We start from the raw sequence: 24,778 nt of genomic DNA on the forward strand, positions 1-24,778 counted from the left end.
TAATATGTGGGAGCTTTTCTGTATATAGAAGAGGAGCAGACATAATGAAACGAAAATATGGTGACGGTTCTTCGTGGAAGAGACTAATAGAAAAGAGTTATACGGTTAAGCAAGTGGAAGAGGGAATGCTCGGAATACTGGATATAAAAAAGGTGAGAGAGCCTAGTTGTAAAGAATATGATGGTGAAGAACTTTGTATTGCAGCGGATCAGTATACGTGGATTCAATATTTCATAGACGGGAAAAACTTTGCGATTACCGCTATGTTAGATGATCAGAAAAAATTAGTGCAATATTATATAGATGTGGCGAAAGAATATAAAATAGACGATCGTGGTTTACCGTATTTTGATGATTTATATTTAGATGTAGTATTATTACCTAGCGGTAAGGTGTATGTATTAGATGAAGAGGAGCTAGAGTATGCTTATAAAAGTGGCGATGTCACGAAGGAAGAGTATGAGTTAGCTTGGTATACTACGAAATGGATATTAGCAACAATAAAAAATAGTAAATTTTATTGGATTTCAATATTGAAAGAAGAAATAGAAAAGTTGAAATGATTGCTGTATTCAAATTTTTGTATAATTACCAAAAAAATCTATACAAAAAATAATTGACTTTTTTTTTGTAAGCGAGTAAAGTTAGGGAAGAAATTATTATTAAAAAATAAATATGAAACCTTCTTATAAAGAGAGGCGGAGGGACTGGCCCTACGATGCCTCGGCAGCGGACTCGATTTCAGAGTGCTGTGCCAAATCCAGCAAGCGTGTGCTTGAAAGATGAGAAGAGTGTTTCTTATAGATGTATAAGACCTCTTCTCATCGGAAGAGGTCTTTTGTTATTCATTAGAAAAAGGTTGAAACTAGGGAGAGATGGTACTTTGAAAGAAACGAGAGAAAATGGTTTAGCTTTATTACCACTTGGGATATTTTTGGCGCTATTTATTGGTTCTGGAATTATTACAGGTGATTTCTATAAATTGCCGATACTTGTAGCGATTTCAATTGCTGTAGGAGTCGCTTTAGTGATGAATCGTAAAGAAAGTTTTAATGTGAAAGTAGAGCGGTTCGCTAAAGGTGCAGGAAATCCGGATATTATGATTATGGTATTAATTTTTGTGCTTGCAGGTGCATTTTCTGAAACTGCTAAAGGAATGGGCGGAGTAGACTCAACTGTTAATTTAGCGTTAACTATTTTACCGCCAGGATTTATCGTAGCTGGAATCTTTGTTATTGGTGCATTTATTTCATTAGCGATGGGAACTTCAATGGGAACAATTGCAGCATTAGCGCCGATTGCTGTAGGTATTAGTGGTCAAACTGATATCTCAATTGCGCTTGCAATGGCTACTGTTGTTGGCGGAGCGATGTTTGGTGATAATTTATCATTTATTTCAGATACAACAATTGCAGCTGTTCGTTCACAAGGAACAGAAATGAAAGATAAGTTTAAAACGAACTTTTTAATTGTGTTACCAGCGGCTATTATTACAATTGTACTATTAGTAATAGTTACTTCAGGAAGTGACACGCACATTAAAGCACATAACTTTGATTGGATAAAGATTTTACCGTACGCAGGAGTACTTATTACAGCGCTACTTGGCTGGAATGTACTTATTGTATTAACTGGTGGAACTGTACTATCTGGTGTTATCGGTCTTATAGATGGAAGTTACACGTTAGAAAGTTTCTTTAAAAGTGTAACGACTGGAATGGGCGGTATGATGGAGTTAGTATTACTTGCTATATTAATTGGCGGTATGGTTGAATTAATCCAATATAATGGTGGTATTCAATATTTGATGAATGTATTAACACGTAATATTCGTTCGAAAAAAGGAGCGGAATTTGGTATTGCTGGTTTAGTGAGTATGACGAATATGTGTACAGCGAATAATACGATTTCAATTATCTTTACAGGACCCCTTGCAAAAAATATTGCAGATCAATATGAAATAGACCCTCGTAAATCAGCGAGTGTATTAGATCTTTTCTCATGTTGTGTGCAAGGATTAATTCCGTACGGTGCCCAAATGTTAACGGCAGCAGGATTTGCAGCGTTATCTCCGGTTGAATTGTTGCCATATGCATTTTATCCAATGTTAGTTGGAGTATGTGGGATTGTTTCTATTTTAATTGGGTTTCCAAGGTTTTCGAAAGTAGCTGAGAAAAAAGAGTATCATAAAACAGCTTAATTTAATATGAATGTTAGTAATTAAAAAACGTGCAGAGAATAGATTCTGCACGTTTTTTTGCGTAAAGGGCTGAATATGACTCGGTCTTAAGTCTGAGTTAAAAACGGTTCTTAAGCTCGTTATGGGAAGACGAAAAATTAGTTAAGATAAGAGTATCAAATCGAAGGGAGGCAAGCACAAGATGAAACAATTTCTAGCGTTTATCGCAGCCGGTATTTTGGCTTTAATTGCTCTTGGTAGTCTTGCTGGTATTGTAGGATTCGCAATCGGAGCAGGAGTTGTATATTGGAGCTATAAATCATTTGTGCGAGCTAAATCATTTTTTGGAAAGTTAGCTTGGGGTATTGTTGGTTTAATCGGTTTATCCATTGCACTTTCTCATTCACCAGCATTAATCGGTATCGCTGCTTTAGTGGTTTTATACTACGGATACCGTGAGTGGAAAAAAGAAAAAGATGTAGTTGTTGAATCTGCTCCAGAAAGTTCTAAACCATATAGCAACTTTGAAGATGAGTGGAACAAATTAATGAAAAACTAAAACAATAAATCAAATTATAAATAAAGTAGAAGAGAGGAAGATTTATAATGAAACAATCTTTATTCGGACGTGTACGCGATGCAATTTTAGCTGATTTTCATAACGTGTTAGATGAGAAGGAAAGAAAAAATCCAATTGCGATGTTAAACCAATATTTACGTGATAGTGAGCGTGAAATAACAAAAATTGAGAAGTTAATTGGGCGTCATAAAACATTAAAATCTAATTTTGCTCGTGAGCTTGAGCAAGCACGTTATTTCGTTAATAAAAGATCAAAGCAAGCTATCAGTGCTCAAGAAGCAGGCGAATTACAATTGCACGAACGTGCGTTAGAAGAGGTAGCTTATTATGAAGGGCAAGTAACTCGATTAGAAGAAATGTATGCAGGTGTTGTAGAGCAAATTGATGAGTTAGAGCGTCGTCTTTCTGAAATGAAAAATAAATTAAAAGAAATGCACGCAAAACGAATGGAACTAATGGCACGTGAAAATATGGCACATGCAAATCGTCGTATGAATACTGCGATGCATAAAATGGATGAAAATAATCCGTTCTTACGATTTGAAGAGATTGAAGATCATATTCGTGACTTAGAAACTCGTATGAATGAAGAGCATGAGCGTGACACGTTTGATATGAAAATTGCAAAACTTGAGCGTGAAATGAAAGAAAAGAATGATGTATCGTTAACGAAAGAGTTAACAAAATAATAGTGGTATATTATAAAACAGGCTTATGATATAGTGATAGGAGAAAAGGTGTTGGAAAGCAATGCCTTTTCTTCTATGTATATGTGACAAGAAGGGGGGAGCTGAAATGAAGAAACATTTTTCAAAGACACAATTAATGGGGATGCTCCTCATCATATTTGGATTCGGTCTTTTTCTTGATATGATACTTGGACATTTTGAACCAGGTGGTCTCATTTTTGCATTTATTATGCTTATGTTTGGAAGGCATTATCGTAAAAAGAATCGTTATGTACGGGGAAATGTATTTTTATTTGTTGGTGGTATCGTATTTTTATTCTTCTTATTTTCATCAGCAGCATTTGTTCTTGTCGTATTTGCTTGTTTAGCTTTAATAGGTTATCAATTGATTCAACAAGGACATCAGCAAAAAGCAATGAAGGTTGAAATTAAAGAAAAAGGGATTATAGACGAAGAGAAGCAAATATATCGTACAGAAACATATTTAAAAAATATGTTTGTAGGCAATGTACGAATGATGGATCATATTTATGAACTTGAGGATATTAATGTTCAATATGGTGCCTGTGATGTGGAAATAGATTTAACGACTGCTATGATTCCAGAAGGGGAAACGGTAATTGTTATTCGGGGTGTCGTTGGCAATATTCGTTTATATGTGCCATATGATATTGAACTTTCTTTAAATCATTCTGTTATTGTCGGACGTGTGCTCTTGCCAGGTCATGAAGAGACAGGGTTTAACCGCAATGTTACATTTAGAACAGAGCAGTATAAAGAGGCTCCTCGTCGTATTAAAATTATTTCTTCGCTTGTCGTAGGCGACACGGAAGTGAGGAAAGTATAATGAAGAAACAAAAAAATATTTCGTGGATGTATATTCGTTATTCTATGTTGTCCTCTGTTAGTATCGCACTCATTTGTACAATTGTATATGTATGGAAAAGCGAGCAACAAGTGTATGATTTATTATGGAAGGAATCCATCGCTTCTGTTCCAATTGGCTTGTTTATTATGACTACAAGTTTACTTATCGGGGGAATTGTAGGATATGCAATCGGTTACTATATAGAGCAGCGTATACAAGGATTAAATACGTTTCTATTTGAAGTAGAGCGAGGGAATTTTCCGAGCGATGTTTCGTTTACTGCAGATGATGAATTTCATGAAGTGGAACGAAAAGTAATCGTTCTGGCTCGTCGATTAGAGGAGCAAGCTGGACTCTTTCAAAAAGTAACGAATGAACGAGCTCATTGGAATGAAGAGATGAGACAAGAAGCGATTTCTCAAGAAAGGCATCGTTTAGCAAGGGAGTTGCATGATTCAGTGAGTCAGCAGCTTTTCGCAATGTCGATGATGATGTCAGCTATTAATGAACAAGTAGCTGAAATTCCAGAAACGACAAAAAAGCAGTTGCAGCTCGTTGAAAATATGGTTGTAAATGCACAATCAGAAATGAGAGCGTTGCTTCTTCATTTACGGCCTGTACAATTAGAAGGTAAGAAACTGACACAAGGTATAGAGGAATTATTGACGGAATTATCGCGAAAGCAACATATGAAAATTGAATGGCTTATTGAGCCAATAGAATTAAAAAAAGGTGTAGAAGATCATTTATTCCGTATTGTGCAAGAAGCGCTATCAAACACGTTGCGACACGCGAAGGCAAAGAAAACAGAAGTGCGCCTTCGAAAAATTGATCAATATGCGATTTTAAAAATCATTGATGACGGCGTTGGGTTTGAAGTAGGGGTTAATAAGGCTGGTTCATATGGCCTAAGATCGATGCAAGAGCGTGTTCATGAAATTGGTGGGACACTCAAGGTACTTAGTTTCCCAGCAAAAGGTACACAAATAGAAGTAAAAGTACCGATTATGATTGAGAGAGGGGGAGAAGTATGATAAAAGTATTGCTTGTCGATGATCATGAAATGGTTCGTATGGGTGTATCGGCATATTTATCTACACAGCCAGATATTGAAGTAGTAGGAGAAGCTGAGAATGGAAGAAAAGGATCAGAATTAGCATTGCAATTAAGACCGGATATTATTTTAATGGACCTTGTTATGGATGAGATGGATGGTGTCGAAGCAACACGTGCTATTATTCAAGAATGGCCAGAAGCAAAAATTGTAGTTGTAACAAGCTTTTTAGATGACGAAAAATTGTATCCTGTTATTGAGGCTGGGGCGACCAGTTACTTATTAAAAACATCAAGGGCAAGTGATATTGCTGATGCTGTACGAGCTACTTATGATGGAGAAACAGTATTAGAGCCAAAAGTTACCGGGAAAATGATGTCCCGTATGCGTCAAAAGAAAGAGCAACCTTTGCATGATGATTTAACGGAAAGAGAGTTTGAGATTTTGTTATTAATTGCAGAGGGGAAAAGTAATCAAGAGATTGCGGACGAGTTATTTATTGCACTGAAAACGGTAAAGACACATGTGAGTAATATATTAAATAAATTGAATGTAAGTGATCGTACTCAGGCGGTTATTTATGCATTTAGGCATCAATTAACGAAGTGATAAAGTGAAACTTTAATCAGTGGGAGGGATTCATCCCCCACTGATTATCAGCTCTCACCAATCGGGTTTTTACGGGCAGTTAATGCGGGATAAAGTGAAGCTTTAATTGGCGGGGAATTCCTCGCTGATTATTGGCTCGATACAATATAGATTTGGCGTTAAAACAATTGAATGTTTTTATTGACGATAAATAATGTAAGCGTTATCATCGAGGTGTTAACAGTACATATAAAGGGGAGAATGTATATGTTAGTTCAAACTATATTCGGAATGGATAAGTCTAAAAAATTAGGGGATTATGTGAACGCATTACAAGCGCTTTGTGAACAATATAATGTTGAAACAGATAAAATTGCGATTATTGAGGCAACAGAGGAATACTATTTATTTTTAGTAAAGCAAGAAGAGCACTATGATGTTGTCAAGGTAGAAACAGTTGATACGAATATTGAATATTATACGAAAGCTTATAAAATAAGCAGTTTTAATCATGCTGCGTATCAAATGTAAAAAAACTCCCTTTTGGGAGTTTTTTTAGGAGGCTTTTACTTCGTGAGAGTCGGTTACTAATGGAACTTTTTTCGTACCGCTTAGCTTAGCCATTGCAAGACCAATAAGAGCTCCTACTAATGCTGGTATTAGCCAGCCGATTCCTTCATTATATAAAGGGATAAATTCAAAATATGGTGTGATAAATGAAACTGAAATACCACCTTGTTTTAATCCATCAAATACGCTTACTACAGCTGCTCCGATTAAAGCACCTACATAAACAGAGCGATATCCACCGAAGTATTTATGAAGCAATGATAGTAGTACAAGTACAATTGCAATTGGATACACAACAAGCAGAATTGGAACAGAGATTGCGATAATTTTCGTTAAACCTAAGTTGGCAACTAGTAATCCTAATGCGCAAATGATACTCGCGAACGTTTTGTATGAAAATGTAGTCAATAATGTTGAAAAATATTGGCTGCACGCAGAGACGAGTCCAACGCATGTCGTTAAACAAGCGAGTGTAACGATAAGAGATAATAGGAGCAAACCATATGGACCGAATAATTGTTGTACGATAACAGTAAGTAGCTGTCCGCCATTTTTTGCATATCCGAGCGAGACGCTAGTTGCCCCAAGCCAGCCGAGTGCACCGTATACAAGTACGAGCCCTGTAGCGGCAATAAGCCCTGCTTTTGCTGTGGCGATGGCAATGGACTTACGATCATTCACACCTTTAGAGCGAATTGCATTTACAACGATAATTCCGAATGCAAGTGCTGAAATGGTGTCCATTGTTAAGTAGCCTTCCATAAAGCCTTTGAAGATTGGAGAAGTTTGATACTCTTGCATTGCTGGTCCTGATTGTCCAAGTGGTGTAAATACACTTTTAACAAACAATAAGAAAATAGAGAGTAATAAAATAGGTGTTAATACATTTCCAATACGATCAACAAGTTTAGATGGATTCAAACTCAGCCAAAATACGATAGTAAAGAAGATGATTGTATATACAAATAGTACTAGGCTGCTAGAGCGGATTGTTTCTGGCAAGAAAGAACTAACACCCATTTCATAAGCGACATTTGCAACACGTGGGATGCCCATGGATGGACCGATGGCAATGTATACAACCACTGTAAAGAAAATTCCGAATAATGGATGAACATGACTTGCAAGTTGTTGCATTCCATTTCCTGATAGAGAAATTGCGATAACAGTAAGTAGTGGTAAGCCAACTCCTGTTAGTAAAAATCCAATCATTGCTGGCCAAAAGTTTTCACCTGCGTTTTGCCCAAGCATGGGAGGGAAAATTAAATTACCTGCCCCAAAAAATAAAGAAAATAGCATAAGACCCGTGAAAAAAATATGTTTTTTTGATACAGTGTTCATTGTTTTTCCTCCTTTTTCATTCATTTGTAAGAACACAAAAAACTCGTCCCTAAAGAAAGGGACGAGTTATATTTACCCGCGATACCACCCTAATTTACACATGTAGAAATAAATCTATATGTATACGGCTTTGCAACGTACAACATGATACGTGTTCCTTGTAACGGGGGACGGCCGGTAAGAACTTACTGTAACATTCGGTTCTACTTCTCGGAGATGATTTTCGGTTACGCGCTGAACGTTGGCTTTCAGCAAATCGCCAACTCTCTGGGGAACAGTTCTATAACGTACTCGTTCTCGTCAATGAATTTTTATTCAAGTATTCTGACAGTATTGTTGCATGTTTTTTTTAGAAAGTCAATATGTTTTTTGAAAGATATATTTATATACGGAAATATCGAAAGTGATATTCGTTGTTGCAAAAGGAATAATGAATTGTAAAATGGAAGTAAAAATTTGCGGAGAATTGTAAAATTTATAGAGAAAGTTGATATTTATAGGAGTAAAGAAGGGATTGTTTGAATTTACAGAGAATAATACAACAATCCACTTGCTGGAAAGAACAAACCAAAAGAGGTGACTGAAATGCTTGCGATGGGAGTATTATTTGGCATTATTGCTATAATTGGTTTTATGTGGTTATATTATTCGCGTTCGTTTAAACAAGCAGAAGTTTTACTCTTTCAAAAAGGTAGTTTGTTGACAAATCAGTCTAGATATTTAGTATGTCCGAAGTGTGGAAGTGCACAGGCCAGAAGTGGAGGATATCAAGAGTGTTGCAAAATTAGATTATGAAAAAAGGAAGCCTCACATTATTTTGTGAGGCTTCCTTCCTTACAACTTCATCGCGCTCCAAATTGTCCATCGATCTCTTTCAATAATAGGAGAGACGTTTTGTAATGCGGTCTGTATATGTTGTAGAAGTTGAGAAAGTTCATCATCTGTTAACTCATATAGAATGGATCGACCTGTTCGAGGAGATAAATCTTGCAATAATGCTTCTACAGAATCATGTATTTTTCGTATTTCCCATTGTGTTTGTGTGGGAAGTACATGAAGAGAATGTTTTTGCAATTCAGTCTGTATAGTGTTGGTTTTTGGACGTCTTTTTGACTCTATTTCAATAAGTTTTGGAAATAAAGAGAAAAAATATCCGCGAATATGTTCGGGACTTCCTGGAATTGTACAATCTTCAATTGTTCGATCTTGTAAAATAAGTACACCGTTTTTATTTAATATACGAGAAGCTTCACGTAAAAATGTAGGAATGTCTTGTAAATGATGAATAACTGCACGCGAAATAACTATGTCAAATGTTTCATTAGGGTATGGGATATTATGTGCATCACCGTGGATGAATGAAATGTTTGGAAAGTTGTTACAATTTTCTTTTGCAGCTTGTAATATTTCTTTTGAAAAATCAAGTCCCACAACATTATTGGCTCCCATAAGAGCGAGTTCTTTCGTATAAATCCCACCACCACAGCCGATATCAATTATTTGCTTGTTTTGTATTTCTGTAATGTTTTTTACCATTTCAGCCCAAGAAATATGAGCGTTTCTTGTTGCATATGTGTACTTATTATTTTCATCATGAAAATTAATGGACATGATAAAGACCTCCTTTCAATGATTAGTATAGCGTATTTAATAGGATGTCACGTTTTTGTTTTATGTATGAAGGTTATAAGGATTTCTTATCGTAAGAGGAGGATTAATTTGAAAGGGAAATATGTATTGGTGTTGTTGTTTGTTATGTTACTAGCAGCTTGTGGTCAAGTTGAGCCGAAAAAAGAAACAAAAAAAGTAGAAGAGACGGTGAATGAAGTGAAAGAAACAATAGGGGTAACCGTTATACAAAAAAAACATAAAGAGAAAAAGTTGCAGGAATCAGAAGCGAAGTTAGTAATAGACATTTTGAATAAAGCTGAGAAACAAGAAATAACAGGAAGCTTCGGTGAACCTGAATATGAAATACAAATTAGTAGAGATGGGAAAAAAGAAACTTATTATGCATGGTTAAGGGGAGAAGATAGACGAGGATGGGTGCAATATAAGAAAGCTATGTATATGTTGAATGAAAAAGATACGGAAAAGCTTTTGGATATATTTCCAAATGTCTCAGAACAAAAAGAAGATGAGATGCAGGTAAGCCCTTTAACGGAAGTAACAAAAAAAGATTTGCAGATTACCGCGTTTCATATTAAAACAGGCGATCAAAACGTGAATTATACAGTACGGTATACGATTTCACAATCACTATACAATAAGTTAGTGAAGGAGCAAGAATATTATTTGCAACTCAATTTTCCAGAAAAAGTTCAAAAATTAATTGGAGCAAAAGAGAGTGAAATGATTTTAGGTGAAAAAGTAAAGGAAGGGTATAAGCAATATGAATTACATGCTACTGTTCCGATAAAAAGCGCTTCAGAATCACAATTAAAATCATTAGAAACATATTACGAAAATTATGATTTGAAAATATTAAACAGTGAAAAAGAAAAAATAGGTGTGTTTCAAAATATAATTCAGATTGTTAAAGATTATGGTGAAAAAATGAATTTTCAAAGATAAAGTGAGACTTTAATTAGCCCTTACGGATTGGAATGAATGTAAACTCGTCAAATCTATATGACCTTTCCTAGGAAATGATAATAGAGAGGGGAAAGCACCCCTCTCTATTACTTTGCTTTTGTAGATGGCTCATTCATTGATTTTCGTGTAATAAGAAAAGAAATCATAAGAGCGGAAAGGATGACAAGGGCAATAAATACGTGATTGGGCAACAAATCTAATAATAATACGTAACTAACGGTATAAAAAATAAGAGTTGAAGCTAAAAACGATAGAGCACCTATTATAAGAGATTGTAAATTCATTTGTGTACACCTCCTTTTATTTATATTTTTGGCTGAAAATGGATTATATAAACATTATTTCTAACAATAGAAAAAAATATGTCATAATAGAGAAAAGAACAAGCTTTGATGAATGATATGATTCATTAATGAGAGATAAAGGAGAGGAATATGAAAAATAATAAAAAAGGATTATGGGGAATTATTGTTGCGATAGGTCTATTTTTACTGTCTAAGTTAAAGTGGGTATTTGCAATTTTTAAATTAGCAAAGTTTTCAACGGTATTTAGTATGTTTCTATCGCTTGGCGCATACGCAGTTCTATATGGTTGGAAATTTGGAGTGGCGCTCATTTATTTGTTGTTTGTTCATGAAATGGGCCATTTATGGGCTGCGAAAAGAAAGGGGATCCCAACATCGCCAGCAATCTTTATTCCATTTATGGGGGCTCTTATTGGAATGAAAGAGATGCCGAAAAATGCGAAAGATGAAGCTTACATTGCATATATGGGTCCGCTTTTCGGACTTCTGTCATTTTTACCAGCGATACCGCTTTATATAATGACGAAAGAGCCATTTTGGGCGCTTGTTATTTTGCTTGGAAGTATGATTAATTTCTTTAATTTAATTCCCGTTTCGCCGCTAGATGGTGGGCGAATTATTTCAGTTGTCAGTACTAAAATTTGGGGAGCAGGCCTTATTTTATTACTTGGCTATTCAATTTACTTTAAAAGTATTTTGGGAGGATTTATTGTTATTATCGGTTGTATGGAGTTATATAGAGTAATAAAGAGAGATGAGCCGATTAAGGAATTAGGGCATAAAATTGATGGAATGAAAGAATATGTTACTAGGCTTGAAGAGGAATTAAAAGAAACGGGTGCTGTACATCGGACTATATACGTGATGCATCATGAGATGAATGCATTAAGACAAAGAGAACGGGAAAAAGAGTTACAAATAGGTGAACTTCAAAAAATGGAAGTGTTAGAGTATCTTTTACTGAAGTTCGAACCGTTAGATTATGTTCCATATGAAGATGAAAAAGATGAGTATACAATTCACATAAGGGAAGCATTTGAAGCGTCAGAAAGAAAATTAAATGAATGGAAAACAGAAAAGGAACAACAAGAAAACTATTATAAAGTGGATGCGAAAACGAAATGGACAGTATTTGCTTGTTATATTGGATTAATGGCTATACTCGGTTACACAGCTTATGAAGGATATATTGTTTTACAAGAACATTTGCCAACGAGAAATGTATAGAAAAATATTGTCGAAATGATAGGAAGAATTAATACAGGAATTATATTTCTACAAGAGAATGTTACAAGTATAGTCATACGTTGTAATATTTTTAGTAGAGAAGGAGTTCTGTATATGAAGAAATTGTTAAATGTATTAGGTATTATTATCGTGATGATTATTGCGAGTTATAGTCTTATGAATGTGCTGTTACATTATGCGAATAAGCCTGCTGAGGTAAATACAATAGCTCAAATAGAAGATGTGCAAGAAGAGACAAAAGTGCTAGATTTTATTCGAATGACACATGAAAGCTATAATAATTTCTTAAATTACGGTAAAGCAGAGAATTATACAGATGGGGATTGGAATCAATTTAAGCAATGGTTTCAACAGCAAGAACAATCTTTAAAAAATATACATATGGAAATAAAGAATGAAAAAATAAAACGCGATGTAAATAGAAGCTATGAAATTGTAAAAAAAGGTGTGGAACTTCAAAATATTGAGTATGTAGTGTATGCCCACCGTGTATATCATGACTTGGATATCATCGTAAATAAATATAGAGGTGAAACGAATATCTGGGGGTATACGGAGTTTGGCGATGGGAAAGATATAAAAGTAATTGAACAAGCTATACAAACAAAATAATAAGCTAGCTAGAATTCTAGTTAGCTTATTTTCTTTTGTAAATATAATGTTCATATATTATTCACAAAAACACCGTGTTAATAGTGATTAAAATCACAATCTGCATTATAAGATTCAGTTAAACTAAAAATAGTTAAGGAAATAGAGGAGTGGGATACAATGTTAAGTGCAAAAACAATTGAAATCGTAAAGTCAACAGTACCATTATTACAAGAAAAAGGCGTTGAAATTACAACGAGATTTTACGAAATTTTATTTTCGGAACATCCGGAGTTATTGAATATTTTCAACCATACAAATCAGAAAAAGGGAAGACAACAACAAGCGTTAGCGAATGCTGTTTATGCAGCTGCAACATACATTGATAATTTAGAAGCTATTATTCCAGTTGTAAAACAAATTGGTCATAAGCATAGAAGTTTAGGTATTAAAGCAGAGCATTACCCGATTGTAGGTACATGTTTACTGCGTGCCATTAAAGAGGTCGCAGGTGCACCTGATGAAGTTTTAAACGCATGGGGAGAAGCATATGGTGTCATTGCTGATGCATTCATTAGCATTGAAGCAGAGATGTATGAAGAAGCTGCACATAAAGAAGGTGGATGGAAAGACTTCCGCAACTTTGTGATTGTTAAAAAAGTGAAGGAAAGCGATGTTATTACGTCATTTTATTTGAAACCTGAAGATGGAGGGAAAGTTTCTTCATTCATCCCAGGTCAATATGTAACGGTTCAAATCAATATTGAAGGTGAGACATATACACATAATCGTCAATACAGTTTATCCGATGCTCCTGGGAAAGAATATTATCGTATTAGTGTAAAAAAAGAAAAAGGTGTAGATACACCAGACGGTAAAGTGTCTAATTACTTACATGAACATGTAAAAGAAGGAGATGTTTTACCAGTAAGTGCACCAGCGGGAGATTTCGTGTTAAATATGGATTCAACATTACCAGTTGTACTAATTAGTGGTGGAGTAGGGATTACACCGATGATGAGTATGTTAAATACGTTAATTGAACAAGATTCAAAACGTAATGTATATTTTGTTCATGCAGCAATAAATAGTAATACACATGCAATGAAAGAAGATGTTAAGGCAGTAGAAAATGAATATGAACAAGTTAAAGCATATACTTGTTATTCTGCACCGACTGAAAAAGATTTAGAAATGAAGAACTTTGATAAAGAAGGTTTCATTGAAAGTGAATGGTTAAAAACTATTATTCCGACAACTGAAGCAGAGTTTTATTTCTGTGGTCCAGTAGCATTTATGAAGCATATAAATGCTGCACTAACTGATTTAGGTGTGAAACAAGAGCATATTCATTATGAATTTTTCGGCCCAGCAACAAGCTTACAATAAGCAAAAAAACGAGGTATTTATTTTACCTCGTTTTTTATTTGTTCTCGTAATAAACGGTTTACTGTTTCACGGCGTATACCTATCAGTTGACCAATTTCGGTTTGTGTTAATATTTCATATATAGGAATGTCACCTAAATATAGGGTGAACCATTCTTGTAAACGATGAAGACGTTCTTTCGGAGAGACGGTTGTCAATTGATCAATTCGTTGTTGCATCATTCTTAATTTAGATTGTAATTGCATAGCGATGTTAGCATACGATTCGGGATTTGCTTGAAGTCTCTCGTACCATTCACTACTAGTGATCGGTTCCACTTCTGTTTTTATTAAAGCGATAGCTGTACCGTGATATTCTTTCGGTGAAATTAAAGAATGATGAGGTATCGTTTCACCTGGAACGATAATGTTGAATAAAAATGGTGTTCCGTCTTCTTCTAGCCGAACTACTTTTAATAAGCCTGTTTTTATAAAGTATAAAGGACCGTCCTCGCCTTGACGGAATAGTACATCTCCTTTGTGTAGAATCAATGTTAGCCCCCCATTAATATGTTTCTATTTCTTCTATTTTAGCGTATATGTATATAGACAATATGCTATTTCAACAGCAATTTCATTGACGAAATGTATGCTATTACAGTAGTATACTATTTAGTGTGTAATAGTACTAGCAATGAATACGCTGTAGGGGGTTTAGTATATTGTTAGATGCGATGAGAATGACGGATATGAGAATTCCGGCGAATGCTATCATTCATGTAGAAGAGATGAAAGGTGGAGTCGTTTTATCCGTTGAAGTAGACGGCCAAATTATTTATACGATGGCTTATGATGAAGAAACAGATAGCTATGCTGAATTATATGATCGAAACGATAAGAGGGCGTGCCAAGTACATGAAGACTTCATGGGGTGGTCACTTCTTCATTAAAAAAGATGTCAATATGACATCTTTTTTTATTAAATCGATAGAATATACAAAGAAATGAAATATAAGGATAAAATTTGTAATAATTGATTTTGCATTGTTAGCACTCTGTAACTGCAAGTGAACTATTTTTTCGCTATCATAAAGATAACAGTCGCAGTTATAGGAGTGGTCAACTTGAAGAAAGTACATATTTCAAATTATATGTTATTATGTGTTTGTTTAATTTTATTTGTTCTCCTCGGAGGATTTTTATATTCATGTGTATAAGAAAAACGCATTCTAAAAAGAATACGTTATAAAAGGGAAATAATGATTAATCTAGTTCCAAGAATAATCAACGTAATACGTAATAAATTAATTACGGCGTTACCACTTAGTTTTGTATTAATGTAAGCCCCGATTTTTCCGCCAATCCATGCACCCGGAATCAGGATTAATGCATAAATCCAGCTGACATTTCCAAGTGAGATGTGAGTTGCAGAACTTACAATTGCTGATAGAAATACGATGAACATTGAAGTTGCTACTGCAATATGTGCTGGGAATGCAAAAAGAAGCATCATTGCTGGAACAAGTAAGGCACCGCCACCAATTCCAAATAATCCAGATATAAACCCAACTATAAAGGCGATAAAGATAGCAAGAAACGGTGGGAATTGGTAGTGTACAGTATTTCCATCATTATCTGTAAAAGAACGCTTAATTACAGACGTATTTGAGAGGGAAAGAGGTTTTAATTTGTCTCGAAGCATAAGTAGAATTGAGACGAATATAAGGAAAATCCCAAAGTATAAAGAAAATGTGTCTTGGTTTAAAAATTTATTTGCCCATGATCCGATAATACCACCAGGGCCGCTTCCGATAAATAAAATAAGTCCACTTTTATAATCTACTCGCTTATGCTTCATGTAAGTAAGGGTGGAAGATAGTCCTGTGAAAACGACTGTTACCATAGAAGTCCCTACTGCAAGTTGTGGTGATAAACTGTGTAATCCAATTAATAACGGAACAATAATAATTCCGCCTCCAAGCCCAACTAGGCTGCCGACTGTTCCGGCGATTAGTCCGATGAAAAGTAACATGATGTATTCCAAAATTGCCAACTCCTCTAAATAACTTATCCATCAATTATTATACACGTTTTTTAATGAGAAATAGGCTTGTTCACAAAAAAGTCGTCTTCCTAGAAAAATAAGGAAGACGACTTTTGATTAGAAAACAAAATGTAATAGGTAGTAAAACAGAGCAGCTAAAGAAGCTGAAATAGGAAGTGTAATAACCCATGTAATTAACATACGTTTTGCAGTTCCCCATTTTACCCCTTTCACACGGTGAGAAGCACCAACCCCTAAAATAGAAGAAGAGATAACGTGCGTCGTACTAACCGGTAAGTGAATGAATGTTGCACCGAAAATAACAAGTGATGATGATAAATCGGCAGCTACACCATTTACAGGACGAATTTTCATAATTTGTCCACCGACAGTTTTAATAATTTTCCATCCACCGACAGAAGTACCAAGCCCCATTGCGACAGCACAAGATAATTGTACCCAGAACGGGATATCGCTAGAAGTATGATAGTTATTAGCCATAAGTGCCATCGTAATGATCCCCATTGCTTTTTGTGCATCATTCGTACCGTGTGTGTAGGCTTGTAATGCTGCAGTGAAAATCTGGAATATACGGAAGTTCTTATTCGTTTTCGTTAAGTTAAAGTTTTTAAATACTACTTTAAAAATACTGTATACGATATAACCAATAACAAAAGCGATAATCGGTGAAATGATTAAAGCTTCAATAATTTTAATGAATCCTTTAAGATTTAGCGAGCTAATCCCAGCGGCCGCAATTGCAGCACCTGCGATTGCGCCGATAATTGCATGCGAAGAACTACTTGGAATACCGTAGTACCAAGTAATTAAGTTCCAAGCTATTGCCGCAAGCAAAGCAGCTAAAATTACAAGAGAACCATTTTGTAAGGCGAATGGATCAACGATATCTTTTGTAATCGTTTTTGCTACACCTGTAAATGTCATTGCGCCCAAAAAGTTCATAATAGCCGCCATAATAATGGCATGTCTAGGCTTTAGAGCTTTCGTTGAAACAGCCGTTGCAATAGCGTTTGCTGTATCGTGAAATCCATTGATAAAGTCAAAAGCTAAAGCGCAAATGACTACTAAAACGGTCAGTATCAAGAGTGTATCCATGATCAAACTCCTTACGCGTTCTTCATAATAATTGTTTCTAATACGTTTGCAACGCTTTGACAGCTATCAGCTACTTCTTCAAGCTCTTCGTAAATCTCTTTAAATTGAATAATCTTAATCGGATCTTTTTCACGAGAGAATAAGTGCTTAATCGCATGACGGCGAATATCATCACACTGTGATTCATAATCCTTAATCTTAATCGCATTTGTACGAATGTCGACTAATTTTTTGTTAGACATTAATTCAACAGAGTTTGCAATCTCAATCGCACATTGATTAATTGCTTCTACGAATTTAATCATGTATTCATCAGCTTCTGTAATAGAATACATTTCGAACAGACCTGCACTGTGATCTAATCCGTCTAATACATCATCCATACTCATTGCAAGTTGTAGGATGTCCTCACGCTCAATCGGAGTGATAAACGCTTTGTTTAACTCCATAATGATTTCGTGAATAAATGAGTCACCTTTTGACTCATACTCTTTCATGCGCATAGAAAACTCTTTTAAATCGCTAGCATTTTTAATTTTATACTCCACGAAAAACTGCGCGCCTTCTTTTAAATTTTCGGAAACATTCATTAACATTTCAGAAAATTTATCTTTTTTTGATTTAAAGACCATTATTGTTACCCCCACAAAAGTAATATATGTAAAATATATTGGCTAATCAATTCTAACAAAAAACTGTCGTTTTTTAAAACATTTTATCGAAAAGTTTACAAAAACTTAACATAACTCTCGTTGTTCTATTAATAATATTAATATCCAATAGTGAATATCTTACTTGTAGAATGTCCTTTTCTTGCAAAAAGTATGAATGCAAAAGAAAAGCTTTACACTATAGGAATGACTACGTTATTATAATAAATTTAAAAGGCGGTGTATTCTTCCTTTTAAAAAGAAGAGTGTAAATAAATGAAGGAAGTGAACGAATGAAATTGAAGAACACTCATTTTAAAAAAATGCTTGAGTGGTTCAATAAGAGGAAGAAACTTCGTAATTCATTAATTGTATTGGGAAGTGTACTCGTTACTCTATTTATTGCTGTAAATATAATAATTTCCATTCAAGACATATCTGAATTAAAACAAGCTGTTCCACAACCGACTTTAATTTATGATGCAAATAATGAGGTCGCAACTAAATTAGCTTCTTCGAAAACAGAAGGCGTTAAAAGAAAAGATATTCCTGATATTATGGTTCAGGCAATTGTTGCAGTAGAAGATAAGGAATTTTTTAACCATCATGGTATTTATTATAGTGGAATTATAAGTGCGGTTTTTAAAAATATTACAGCAGGAGAAGTTGTAGCAGGGGGAAGTACAATTACACAGCAGCTTGCGAAGAATGTATTTCTGACACAAGATCGTACATTTTCTCGTAAAATAAAGGAATACTTTTTAACAAAAAAAATAGAACGTACTTATACAAAAGATGAAATTATTGAAATGTATATGAATCAAATTTATTTTGGGGAAGGTGCTTGGGGTATAAAAAGGGCAGCAAAATCTTATTTTGATAAAGATGTAAAAGATTTATCAATTTCAGAAGCTGCAACGATTGCAGGCTTGATTAAAGCACCATCTGCATATTCACCTTATAAAAACTTTAACAAGTCAATTGAAAGACGTAATGTCGTATTAAGCTTAATGAAAGAGCAAGGGTATATTTCTGACGAACAGTATAATAAAGAAAAAGAGAGTGGTCTTGTATTAAAACGTGGTGTGGATGATAAATACAAGGGAAAATATTCTCAATATGTAGACTATATTGTTAGAGAAGCGATGGACAAATACGAATTGACACAAAATGAAATTTTAGCGGGTGGTTATCGTATTTATACAGAGCTTGACCCGAAAAAACAACAGGCTGTAGAAGACGTTGTGAATAATGATAGTTATTTCAAAGATAATGGCTCAGACCAACTGATGCAAACGGGTGTAGTTCTTATGAATCCAAAAACAGGTGGTGTACCAGCTTTAGTTGGAGGGAGAGGACCGTACCAGTTTTTACAGTTTAATCATGCAACCCAATTAAAAAGACAACCTGGCTCAACGTTAAAGCCTTTAGCTGTATATGTACCCGCGTTAGAGCAAGGGTATGAAGTATACGATATATTGAAAGATGAACCATTTAATATTAAAGAATATAAACCACAAAATAGCGATCATACTTTTCACGGTGATGTGACAATGTATGAAGCTGTGGCAAAGTCGTACAATGTTTCGGCTGTTTGGCTATTGGAACAGATTGGATTAGATAAAGGATTGAAATCTTTAGAGCGATTTGGTATTCCATTAGTGCCAGAAGATCGTACGTATCCAATCGCTTTAGGCGGTATGCATGTAGGAACATCCCCATTTGTAATGGCTCAAGCGTATAGTACATTTGCAAATGATGGTGTTCAAGTGGAAGCTCATGCGATTAGAGAGATACAAAATGCGGAAGGTGAAACGATTGGAAAGTGGTATAAGAAAGAGACACGAGTGACAAGCGAGAAAATTTCTCAAAAGATGACATATTTATTAAAAGGCGTTGTCGAAAAGGGAACGGGCGAAAAGGCGAAAGTTAATAATGTTGATACGGCCGGTAAGACAGGAACTACTCAAATTGTAAATGGCCCAAGCACCGGCGCAAAGGATTCATGGTTTGTTGGATACACACCAGATTTGGTAGGTGCGATTTGGGTAGGATATGATAAAACAGATAGCGATCATTATGTTCCGGGTGGTAGTCAAATTACGACGACAATGTTCCGGGATATTATGAAAAAAGCGAACGCAAATCCAGCTCAAAAAGCATTTCAGTTATCGCTCATATCTGAGGCTGATTATAAAAAACAATTGACTACAATAGAAGAGGAAAAACGAAGAAAAGAAGAAGAGAAGAGAAGGAAAGAAGAGGAACAACAAAGAAAAAAAGAGCAACAAGAGTGGATTGATAAAGTGAAAGAATGGATTCCTTCATTTTGGTAAAAGAAAGAGGCGAATAATGAAATTCGCCTCTTTTTTGTATGAAAAACAAAATGAAATTTTAAACGATTGAAATTATCCCTTCTCCGTACTAGTTACTACTCGTTAAGTATAATGTTCGTATTGCCAAAGGATTGAGAATCGTATGTGACAATTATTTTTCCTTTACTAATAGGTTCGTAAGGTAATTCTTCTTCGTAATTACCATTATTTTCATTGTGGATAGAAAGTGTAATTTCATCGATTTTTTTATTTGTATACTGATCTTTAATCGTTTCAGCAATTTGAAGTAACGCTTCGGAACTAGAAGCTTTCGTAATAAGCATTCCCGTTATAACTTTCTTTTCATTTTTTGTTGCATTGGAATAAGGGATGTTGCTTTGTTTCGTATACAAAATTTTGTATGGAACAGTTTTTCTATCTGCTTTTGAAATAGTGGAATATTTTAGAGTTAAAAAAAATCCTACACATAAAATAATGCATACCATAAGAGCAATCCAAATGCGTATTAGTGACATAACTCTCATTTTCATCCCTCTTTCATATCTTTGACTTCACTATTTATCATACAAAATGAGGATTAAGATAGAGTAAATTTGAGGTAAAGAAACGTAAAGAAGGAGCACTTATCCTCCCAAATAAGTGCTCCTTTTTATTAAAAGAGAGATTTAATAGACAATCAAAATCACATCTATTACTTATAAATGTGCTTAGTCCTCCCAAAATATTTTCGGAAATTGTGGTTAGTAAATTCGGATGACAGATAGTGTCGCAGTTGTATCGCCCGCAGGTCCTTGAGCGCCTTGAGGCCCTTGAGCACCAGTAGTCCCCGTAGTTCCTCCCCCTAGGCAACCAGATCCATATTGAACTAGAATAGCTTGACCAAGAGCTTGAAGAAGTCTAACAAATTCTGTAAGTTCTGACTTAGGGATGTTAATATGGCTACATGCTCTTACTTCGCAACAATCATTACCATAAAATACTTTTCCTTTATTTTTATTGTTCATCTTTTCATTCTTTTCTTTCATAGAATCATTAGTCATTACTATATATTAAAATGAAATTTATACTAAATTCGTGATGGACAAACTACCATTTCTAAAAAAATAAGAAATTGGCCCACCTACGAAAGAAATAAGTAAGATATAGAGAAAGGTTTATATAATGTAAAGAAGAAAAGTGCAACATAAAAAACTACATGCTAATTGTTGGGAGTGTTTAACAATTGGCATGTAGTTCGTGGATTAGTCCTCTATTTACATTGATTTAATTTTTCAAGGGTTGTTTTAGGTAAGATTGGAATTGAAATAGTGAAAGTTGTACCATCTTCATTACTAGTCATTTTTAATGTGCCGTTATGATTTTGGATGATTTTTTTTGTTACTGACAAGCCTAGTCCTGTTCCCGAATCCTTCGTTGAGAAGAATGGGTCAAAGATATATTCTTGAATAGCTGGAGGAATACCAATTCCATTATCTGTGAAAGTAATCCGAATGAAGTTATTAAGGCGATAACTAGTAATTTGAATAGAAAGAGGTTTGTCGCCTTGAGCATCGACGGCATTTTGAAATAGATTTAAAAACACTTGAACAAGTTCATGTCGATCAATATTGACTAAAATATCATCTAATTCATTAGAGAAGTTATAATCAATTGAAATATTATGCAAGGAAACTTCACTAGCTAGTAACTGTTGAATATAGTCACGTAAAAATGTATTGATGGGAAACGGTTCTCTTGTAAATTCCCGTGTTTTTGAAATGGCTAAAAATTTTGTAATAATATTATTTGCACGATCTAATTCAGGGATAAGCAAGTTTTTAAATAACTCTTTATTTGATGGAGAAACGCTTTCTTGTAAAAATTGTAAGTATCCTCGTACTGTTGTAAGAGGATTTCGTACTTCGTGTGCAATTCCAGCTGCGATTCGCCCTGCTAACGAAAACTTCTCTGCATCACGTTCTGTATTTAAATAATGAAAGACACTAATAACTCTAAAAATCTCCCCGTTATAATCGCGAATAATTCGGTTATTTATAATGCCATAGTTTTTGTCTAAAACTTCTTCATTATATATTTCTGTTCCCGTTTTTAATGTTTCAATCGCTTTAATTTTTTCTTCCGGCAAGTTTAGTAATTGTTGAATCGGTTTTCCGATAATATCATTTCGTATTATACCGAAATCATCTGCAGCAACTTGATTACATAAAGTAATATTCCCTTTACTATCGATAAAGGTTACATGATGTGAAAAGGCATCAAAAATATGTACAAAGTGTTTTTCAAGTTGTTCAAATAAAAATAATGAATCACAAGTAAGTTGAAAATGAGCCTCTTTATTCTCTTTTGGTATTTCTTGAATGGAATGAGTCGTTCTAGTTTTCTTTATTCGTAAACCAATATGTGGATTTTTGTATGTGAAATGATGTGGTAATTGATTCACAAGTTCTTCATAAAAACGTACTTTATTTTCTAGTTCTTCAATTCGTTTTTCATGAGATACAGTAGCATCGTTTGGAAGCATAAATAAATAACCCCTCATTTTAAAAATTCTTCCATATAGTATATCATATTTTTATAAGGATACCCTTAAAGAAAAGGCTACATGATGCAAAGTGAATAGAAGATGAAGTTAAAAAGGGAGGGGTATATGTGCTGTTTATTGGAGTGACAGGATGGGGAGATCATGATTCTTTATACATAAATCCCTATGAAAATAGAAATAAATTACGAACATACAGCGAGTATTTTCCTATTGTGGAAGTGGATAGTTCATTTTACGCAATGCAACCTGCACGAAATTATATAAAATGGGCAATGGAAACGCCGAAAGATTTTTCTTTTGTCGTAAAAGCGTATCAAGGAATGACAGGACATATGAAAGGTGAAATTCCTTTTTCTACGTTCGATGAGATGTTTGATGTGTATAAACAGTCTATTCTTCCTTTAATAGAAGCTGATAAATTAAAAACAATTTTATTTCAATATCCACCATGGTTTGATTGCAAAAAGAAAAATGTAGATTTTCTTCGATATACGAAAGAAAAAATGGAAGGTTTACCATGTGCAATAGAATTTCGAAATCAAACATGGTTTTATCCAGAAATGAGAGATAAGACGTTACAGTTTCTAGAACAGGAGAAATGGATTCATACAATTTGTGATGAACCCCAGGCTGGGATAGGTTCTGTGCCACTTGTGTTAGAGGTTACGAATTTAGACATGGCATTAATACGTTTTCACGGTCGAAATGTTCATGGTTGGCTTGATAAAGGGGAAAATTGGAGAGCGGTTCGCTGTTTATATCGCTACAACAATAAAGAACTGGAAGAATGGGTTGAACGACTAGAGCAATTAAAAAAGAAAACAAAGGATATATACGTACTGTTTAACAACAATTCAGGTGGGGATGCAGCAGATAATGCGAAACAGCTTATGAAAATGATGAACATTACATATGGTGAGCCGAAGCCGGAGCAATTAAATTTTTTTGAATGATAATAAACAAGAAAGGCACTGTACAAACAGGGGGAATGTACAGTGCCTTTCTATATGAAAAAGAGGGGTAACAATGTTACTGAGCGTTTGGTTGATTCATTAATTGTTGGCTTCATAATAAATGATAATGGTTATCATTATCATTGTCAATGGTTTTTCTAAAAATATATAAAAAACTTTGTATATTTTAAATAGAGATAAAAAAAGAACAGCGATTAATGCTGTTCTTTTCCATTGACGAATTGTTGTAAATCAAAAGGAGTTATCGCTTGGATAAATTCTTTTGAGATAAGTGTTTGAACGAGAGTGCTCTCAGAGATAGAAGCACCTGTTTTCTTTTCATAAGCTTGTTTTAATAAATCAAGTTTTTCAGCCGTTTCTTTTGGTAATTCAATTGTAAGTGTGTTCATAATTTCTCCCCCTTATTATTAGAGTACCACTACAGTATAGGAGAGACAAGAAAAGAGAATACGAAATATAAAAAAGGTTACCAAATTTTAAAATGGTAACCTTTTTTATGTATAAGAGTTATTAAGCAATACCGATATACTTTAAAGTTTTTGATGGAGTACTGTGATCAAAGAAGTGTTGTAAAAACGCAATATCAACACCTGATTTGTATGCACAATAACCCCAAGTTTTTCGAAGTGTATGTGAGCTAATCCCTTCTAATCCAACTTCTTTTGCAGCTTTGTTTAAAATGTACCATGCATGTTGTCTCGTAATAGATTTTGTTCCTTTTTGAGATTTTAACAATGGTTCATTACGTTTCCAAGTTTTACGTTCTTTCATGTAGTCTTCGATTGCGTGCTGTAAGTCTTCATTTACAGCAAACCATTTATGTTTCTTCACTTTTTCATTGTAAAATAAAATGGAATGGCGAACATTTTCATTTTCATCGATTACATCACTAACTTTTAATTGTAAGATTTCACTTACTTTTAAGCCAGAATTTACAGCTAATACGAATAATAAGCCATCACGTTTCGAAGATTGTAAAAGTATATTTTTGATAGTTTCTAATTGTTTTTCATTTTGAATAGGTTGTCCTGCTTGTTTCATTTCACGCACTCTCCTCTTTTATATGTGTAAAGGAAAGGATTAACTTGTTTCTTACTATAAAGGGAGAGTGTGAATTTCATGTGAACTCCTAGTGAAATTA

Annotated in this window: 28 protein-coding genes, 1 riboswitch and 1 other annotated feature; of the genes, 16 read left to right on the forward strand and 12 right to left on the reverse strand. The window is 34.5% G+C overall.

Translation table 11 applies throughout. The features are described from left to right. Positions 1–44: 44 nt before the first annotated feature. The 8 genes from NST86_RS07370 (at position 45) to NST86_RS07405 (ending at position 6,489) form a co-directional block, all read left to right on the forward strand. Complete coding sequence (locus tag NST86_RS07370; RefSeq protein ID WP_044796644.1) at positions 45–563, forward strand: DUF402 domain-containing protein; 519 nt, start codon at positions 45–47, stop codon at positions 561–563. A 120-nt stretch (positions 564–683) separates the two neighbouring features. Beyond that, positions 684–789: riboswitch (SAM riboswitch) on the forward strand. Between the two features lie 94 nt (positions 790–883). Continuing rightward, positions 884–2,200 carry a Na+/H+ antiporter NhaC family protein gene (locus NST86_RS07375; RefSeq protein ID WP_000665465.1) on the forward strand — a complete coding sequence of 439 codons (1,317 nt, stop codon included), beginning with the start codon at positions 884–886 and terminating at the stop codon, positions 2,198–2,200. 181 nt (positions 2,201–2,381) lie between these two features. Continuing rightward, the gene (locus NST86_RS07380; protein WP_000808640.1) at positions 2,382–2,738 is read left to right on the forward strand and encodes a lmo0954 family membrane protein; all 357 of its coding nucleotides are present in this window, start codon (positions 2,382–2,384) and stop codon (positions 2,736–2,738) included. A 47-nt stretch (positions 2,739–2,785) separates the two neighbouring features. Continuing rightward, positions 2,786–3,448, forward strand: coding sequence for a PspA/IM30 family protein (locus tag NST86_RS07385; protein WP_227593364.1), 663 nt, complete (start codon positions 2,786–2,788; stop codon positions 3,446–3,448). A gap of 106 nt (positions 3,449–3,554) precedes the next feature. Next, positions 3,555–4,295 carry a cell wall-active antibiotics response protein LiaF gene (liaF, locus tag NST86_RS07390; protein ID WP_000716095.1) on the forward strand — a complete coding sequence of 247 codons (741 nt, stop codon included), beginning with the start codon at positions 3,555–3,557 and terminating at the stop codon, positions 4,293–4,295. Further along, positions 4,295–5,350, forward strand: a complete 1,056-nt coding sequence (locus tag NST86_RS07395) for a sensor histidine kinase (RefSeq protein ID WP_044796643.1) — start codon at positions 4,295–4,297, stop codon at positions 5,348–5,350. Before liaF ends, NST86_RS07395 begins: the two co-directional genes overlap by 1 nt. Next, complete coding sequence (locus tag NST86_RS07400) at positions 5,347–5,979, forward strand: response regulator (protein WP_000598707.1); 633 nt, start codon at positions 5,347–5,349, stop codon at positions 5,977–5,979. Before NST86_RS07395 ends, NST86_RS07400 begins: the two co-directional genes overlap by 4 nt. Before the next feature lie 171 nt (positions 5,980–6,150). Then, positions 6,151–6,489 (forward strand): DUF3922 domain-containing protein, encoded by a 339-nt coding sequence (locus NST86_RS07405; protein ID WP_115735452.1) that lies wholly within the window; start codon positions 6,151–6,153, stop codon positions 6,487–6,489. A gap of 24 nt (positions 6,490–6,513) precedes the next feature. On the opposite strand, the gene brnQ3 is transcribed toward NST86_RS07405, so the two are convergent. After that, positions 6,514–7,869, reverse strand: a complete 1,356-nt coding sequence (gene brnQ3, locus NST86_RS07410) for a branched-chain amino acid transport system II carrier protein BrnQ3 (RefSeq protein ID WP_001099175.1) — start codon at positions 7,867–7,869, stop codon at positions 6,514–6,516. Between the two features lie 54 nt (positions 7,870–7,923). Next, positions 7,924–8,182 (reverse strand) — a binding site (T-box leader). Between the two features lie 272 nt (positions 8,183–8,454). Here brnQ3 and NST86_RS07415 point away from each other — a divergent pair. Further along, entirely contained in the window at positions 8,455–8,664 is a 210-nt protein-coding gene (locus NST86_RS07415) for a hypothetical protein (RefSeq protein ID WP_000880630.1), read from the forward strand. A 39-nt stretch (positions 8,665–8,703) separates the two neighbouring features. On the opposite strand, the gene NST86_RS07420 is transcribed toward NST86_RS07415, so the two are convergent. Further along, entirely contained in the window at positions 8,704–9,480 is a 777-nt protein-coding gene (locus NST86_RS07420; RefSeq protein WP_000026283.1) for a class I SAM-dependent methyltransferase, read from the reverse strand. A gap of 108 nt (positions 9,481–9,588) precedes the next feature. On the opposite strand from NST86_RS07420, the gene NST86_RS07425 reads away from it, so the two are divergent. Further along, positions 9,589–10,443, forward strand: a complete 855-nt coding sequence (locus NST86_RS07425) for a hypothetical protein (RefSeq protein WP_000677063.1) — start codon at positions 9,589–9,591, stop codon at positions 10,441–10,443. 107 nt (positions 10,444–10,550) lie between these two features. Here NST86_RS07425 and NST86_RS07430 read toward each other — a convergent pair whose 3' ends face one another. Beyond that, complete coding sequence (locus tag NST86_RS07430) at positions 10,551–10,748, reverse strand: hypothetical protein (protein WP_001053357.1); 198 nt, start codon at positions 10,746–10,748, stop codon at positions 10,551–10,553. A gap of 150 nt (positions 10,749–10,898) precedes the next feature. Here NST86_RS07430 and NST86_RS07435 point away from each other — a divergent pair, with 150 nt between their 5' ends. From NST86_RS07435 to hmpA, 3 genes are all read left to right on the forward strand, one after another. Then, positions 10,899–11,996: a site-2 protease family protein gene (locus NST86_RS07435; RefSeq protein ID WP_103653020.1), complete on the forward strand. Its 1,098-nt coding sequence runs from the start codon at positions 10,899–10,901 to the stop codon at positions 11,994–11,996. Between the two features lie 114 nt (positions 11,997–12,110). Next, positions 12,111–12,629: a hypothetical protein gene (locus NST86_RS07440; protein WP_000735229.1), complete on the forward strand. Its 519-nt coding sequence runs from the start codon at positions 12,111–12,113 to the stop codon at positions 12,627–12,629. A gap of 159 nt (positions 12,630–12,788) precedes the next feature. Further along, entirely contained in the window at positions 12,789–13,997 is a 1,209-nt protein-coding gene (hmpA, locus tag NST86_RS07445; protein ID WP_000947320.1) for an NO-inducible flavohemoprotein, read from the forward strand. Between the two features lie 17 nt (positions 13,998–14,014). Here the strand turns inward: hmpA and NST86_RS07450 are convergent, their stop codons facing one another. After that, complete coding sequence (locus tag NST86_RS07450; RefSeq protein WP_000600585.1) at positions 14,015–14,527, reverse strand: Crp/Fnr family transcriptional regulator; 513 nt, start codon at positions 14,525–14,527, stop codon at positions 14,015–14,017. Positions 14,528–14,697: 170 nt separating this feature from the next. Between NST86_RS07450 and NST86_RS07455 the strand changes: the two genes are divergently transcribed. Continuing rightward, entirely contained in the window at positions 14,698–14,925 is a 228-nt protein-coding gene (locus NST86_RS07455; protein ID WP_000883009.1) for a hypothetical protein, read from the forward strand. Positions 14,926–15,218: 293 nt separating this feature from the next. Here the strand turns inward: NST86_RS07455 and NST86_RS07460 are convergent, their stop codons facing one another. From NST86_RS07460 to NST86_RS07470, 3 genes are all read right to left on the reverse strand, one after another. Beyond that, positions 15,219–16,019: a sulfite exporter TauE/SafE family protein gene (locus NST86_RS07460; RefSeq protein WP_000455762.1), complete on the reverse strand. Its 801-nt coding sequence runs from the start codon at positions 16,017–16,019 to the stop codon at positions 15,219–15,221. Between the two features lie 117 nt (positions 16,020–16,136). Continuing rightward, complete coding sequence (locus NST86_RS07465) at positions 16,137–17,135, reverse strand: inorganic phosphate transporter (protein ID WP_000380270.1); 999 nt, start codon at positions 17,133–17,135, stop codon at positions 16,137–16,139. 11 nt (positions 17,136–17,146) lie between these two features. Further along, positions 17,147–17,767 carry a DUF47 domain-containing protein gene (locus NST86_RS07470; protein ID WP_000231447.1) on the reverse strand — a complete coding sequence of 207 codons (621 nt, stop codon included), beginning with the start codon at positions 17,765–17,767 and terminating at the stop codon, positions 17,147–17,149. 311 nt (positions 17,768–18,078) lie between these two features. Between NST86_RS07470 and NST86_RS07475 the strand changes: the two genes are divergently transcribed. After that, positions 18,079–20,121: a transglycosylase domain-containing protein gene (locus NST86_RS07475; RefSeq protein WP_016117476.1), complete on the forward strand. Its 2,043-nt coding sequence runs from the start codon at positions 18,079–18,081 to the stop codon at positions 20,119–20,121. A 95-nt stretch (positions 20,122–20,216) separates the two neighbouring features. Here the strand turns inward: NST86_RS07475 and NST86_RS07480 are convergent, their stop codons facing one another. From NST86_RS07480 to NST86_RS07490, 3 genes are all read right to left on the reverse strand, one after another. Then, a complete protein-coding gene (locus tag NST86_RS07480) occupies positions 20,217–20,645 on the reverse strand; it encodes a hypothetical protein (RefSeq protein ID WP_001265577.1) in 429 nt (142 codons plus the stop codon). 216 nt (positions 20,646–20,861) lie between these two features. Further along, on the reverse strand, positions 20,862–21,146 hold the full coding sequence (locus NST86_RS07485; RefSeq protein ID WP_016117477.1) for a hypothetical protein: 285 nt from the start codon (positions 21,144–21,146) through the stop codon (positions 20,862–20,864). Positions 21,147–21,370: 224 nt separating this feature from the next. Next, a complete protein-coding gene (locus NST86_RS07490) occupies positions 21,371–22,642 on the reverse strand; it encodes an ATP-binding protein (RefSeq protein ID WP_000937238.1) in 1,272 nt (423 codons plus the stop codon). Between the two features lie 128 nt (positions 22,643–22,770). Between NST86_RS07490 and NST86_RS07495 the strand changes: the two genes are divergently transcribed. Then, positions 22,771–23,616 (forward strand): DUF72 domain-containing protein, encoded by an 846-nt coding sequence (locus NST86_RS07495; protein WP_016117478.1) that lies wholly within the window; start codon positions 22,771–22,773, stop codon positions 23,614–23,616. Positions 23,617–23,831: 215 nt separating this feature from the next. On the opposite strand, the gene NST86_RS07500 is transcribed toward NST86_RS07495, so the two are convergent. Next, complete coding sequence (locus tag NST86_RS07500; RefSeq protein WP_001094860.1) at positions 23,832–24,026, reverse strand: DUF3924 domain-containing protein; 195 nt, start codon at positions 24,024–24,026, stop codon at positions 23,832–23,834. Between the two features lie 121 nt (positions 24,027–24,147). Further along, a complete protein-coding gene (locus NST86_RS07505; RefSeq protein ID WP_000806236.1) occupies positions 24,148–24,678 on the reverse strand; it encodes a tyrosine-type recombinase/integrase in 531 nt (176 codons plus the stop codon). Positions 24,679–24,778 lie beyond the last annotated feature (100 nt).

It is taken from the genome of Bacillus sp. FSL L8-0199, from assembly GCF_038005705.1.
Classification (GTDB): domain Bacteria; phylum Bacillota; class Bacilli; order Bacillales; family Bacillaceae_G; genus Bacillus_A; species Bacillus_A cereus.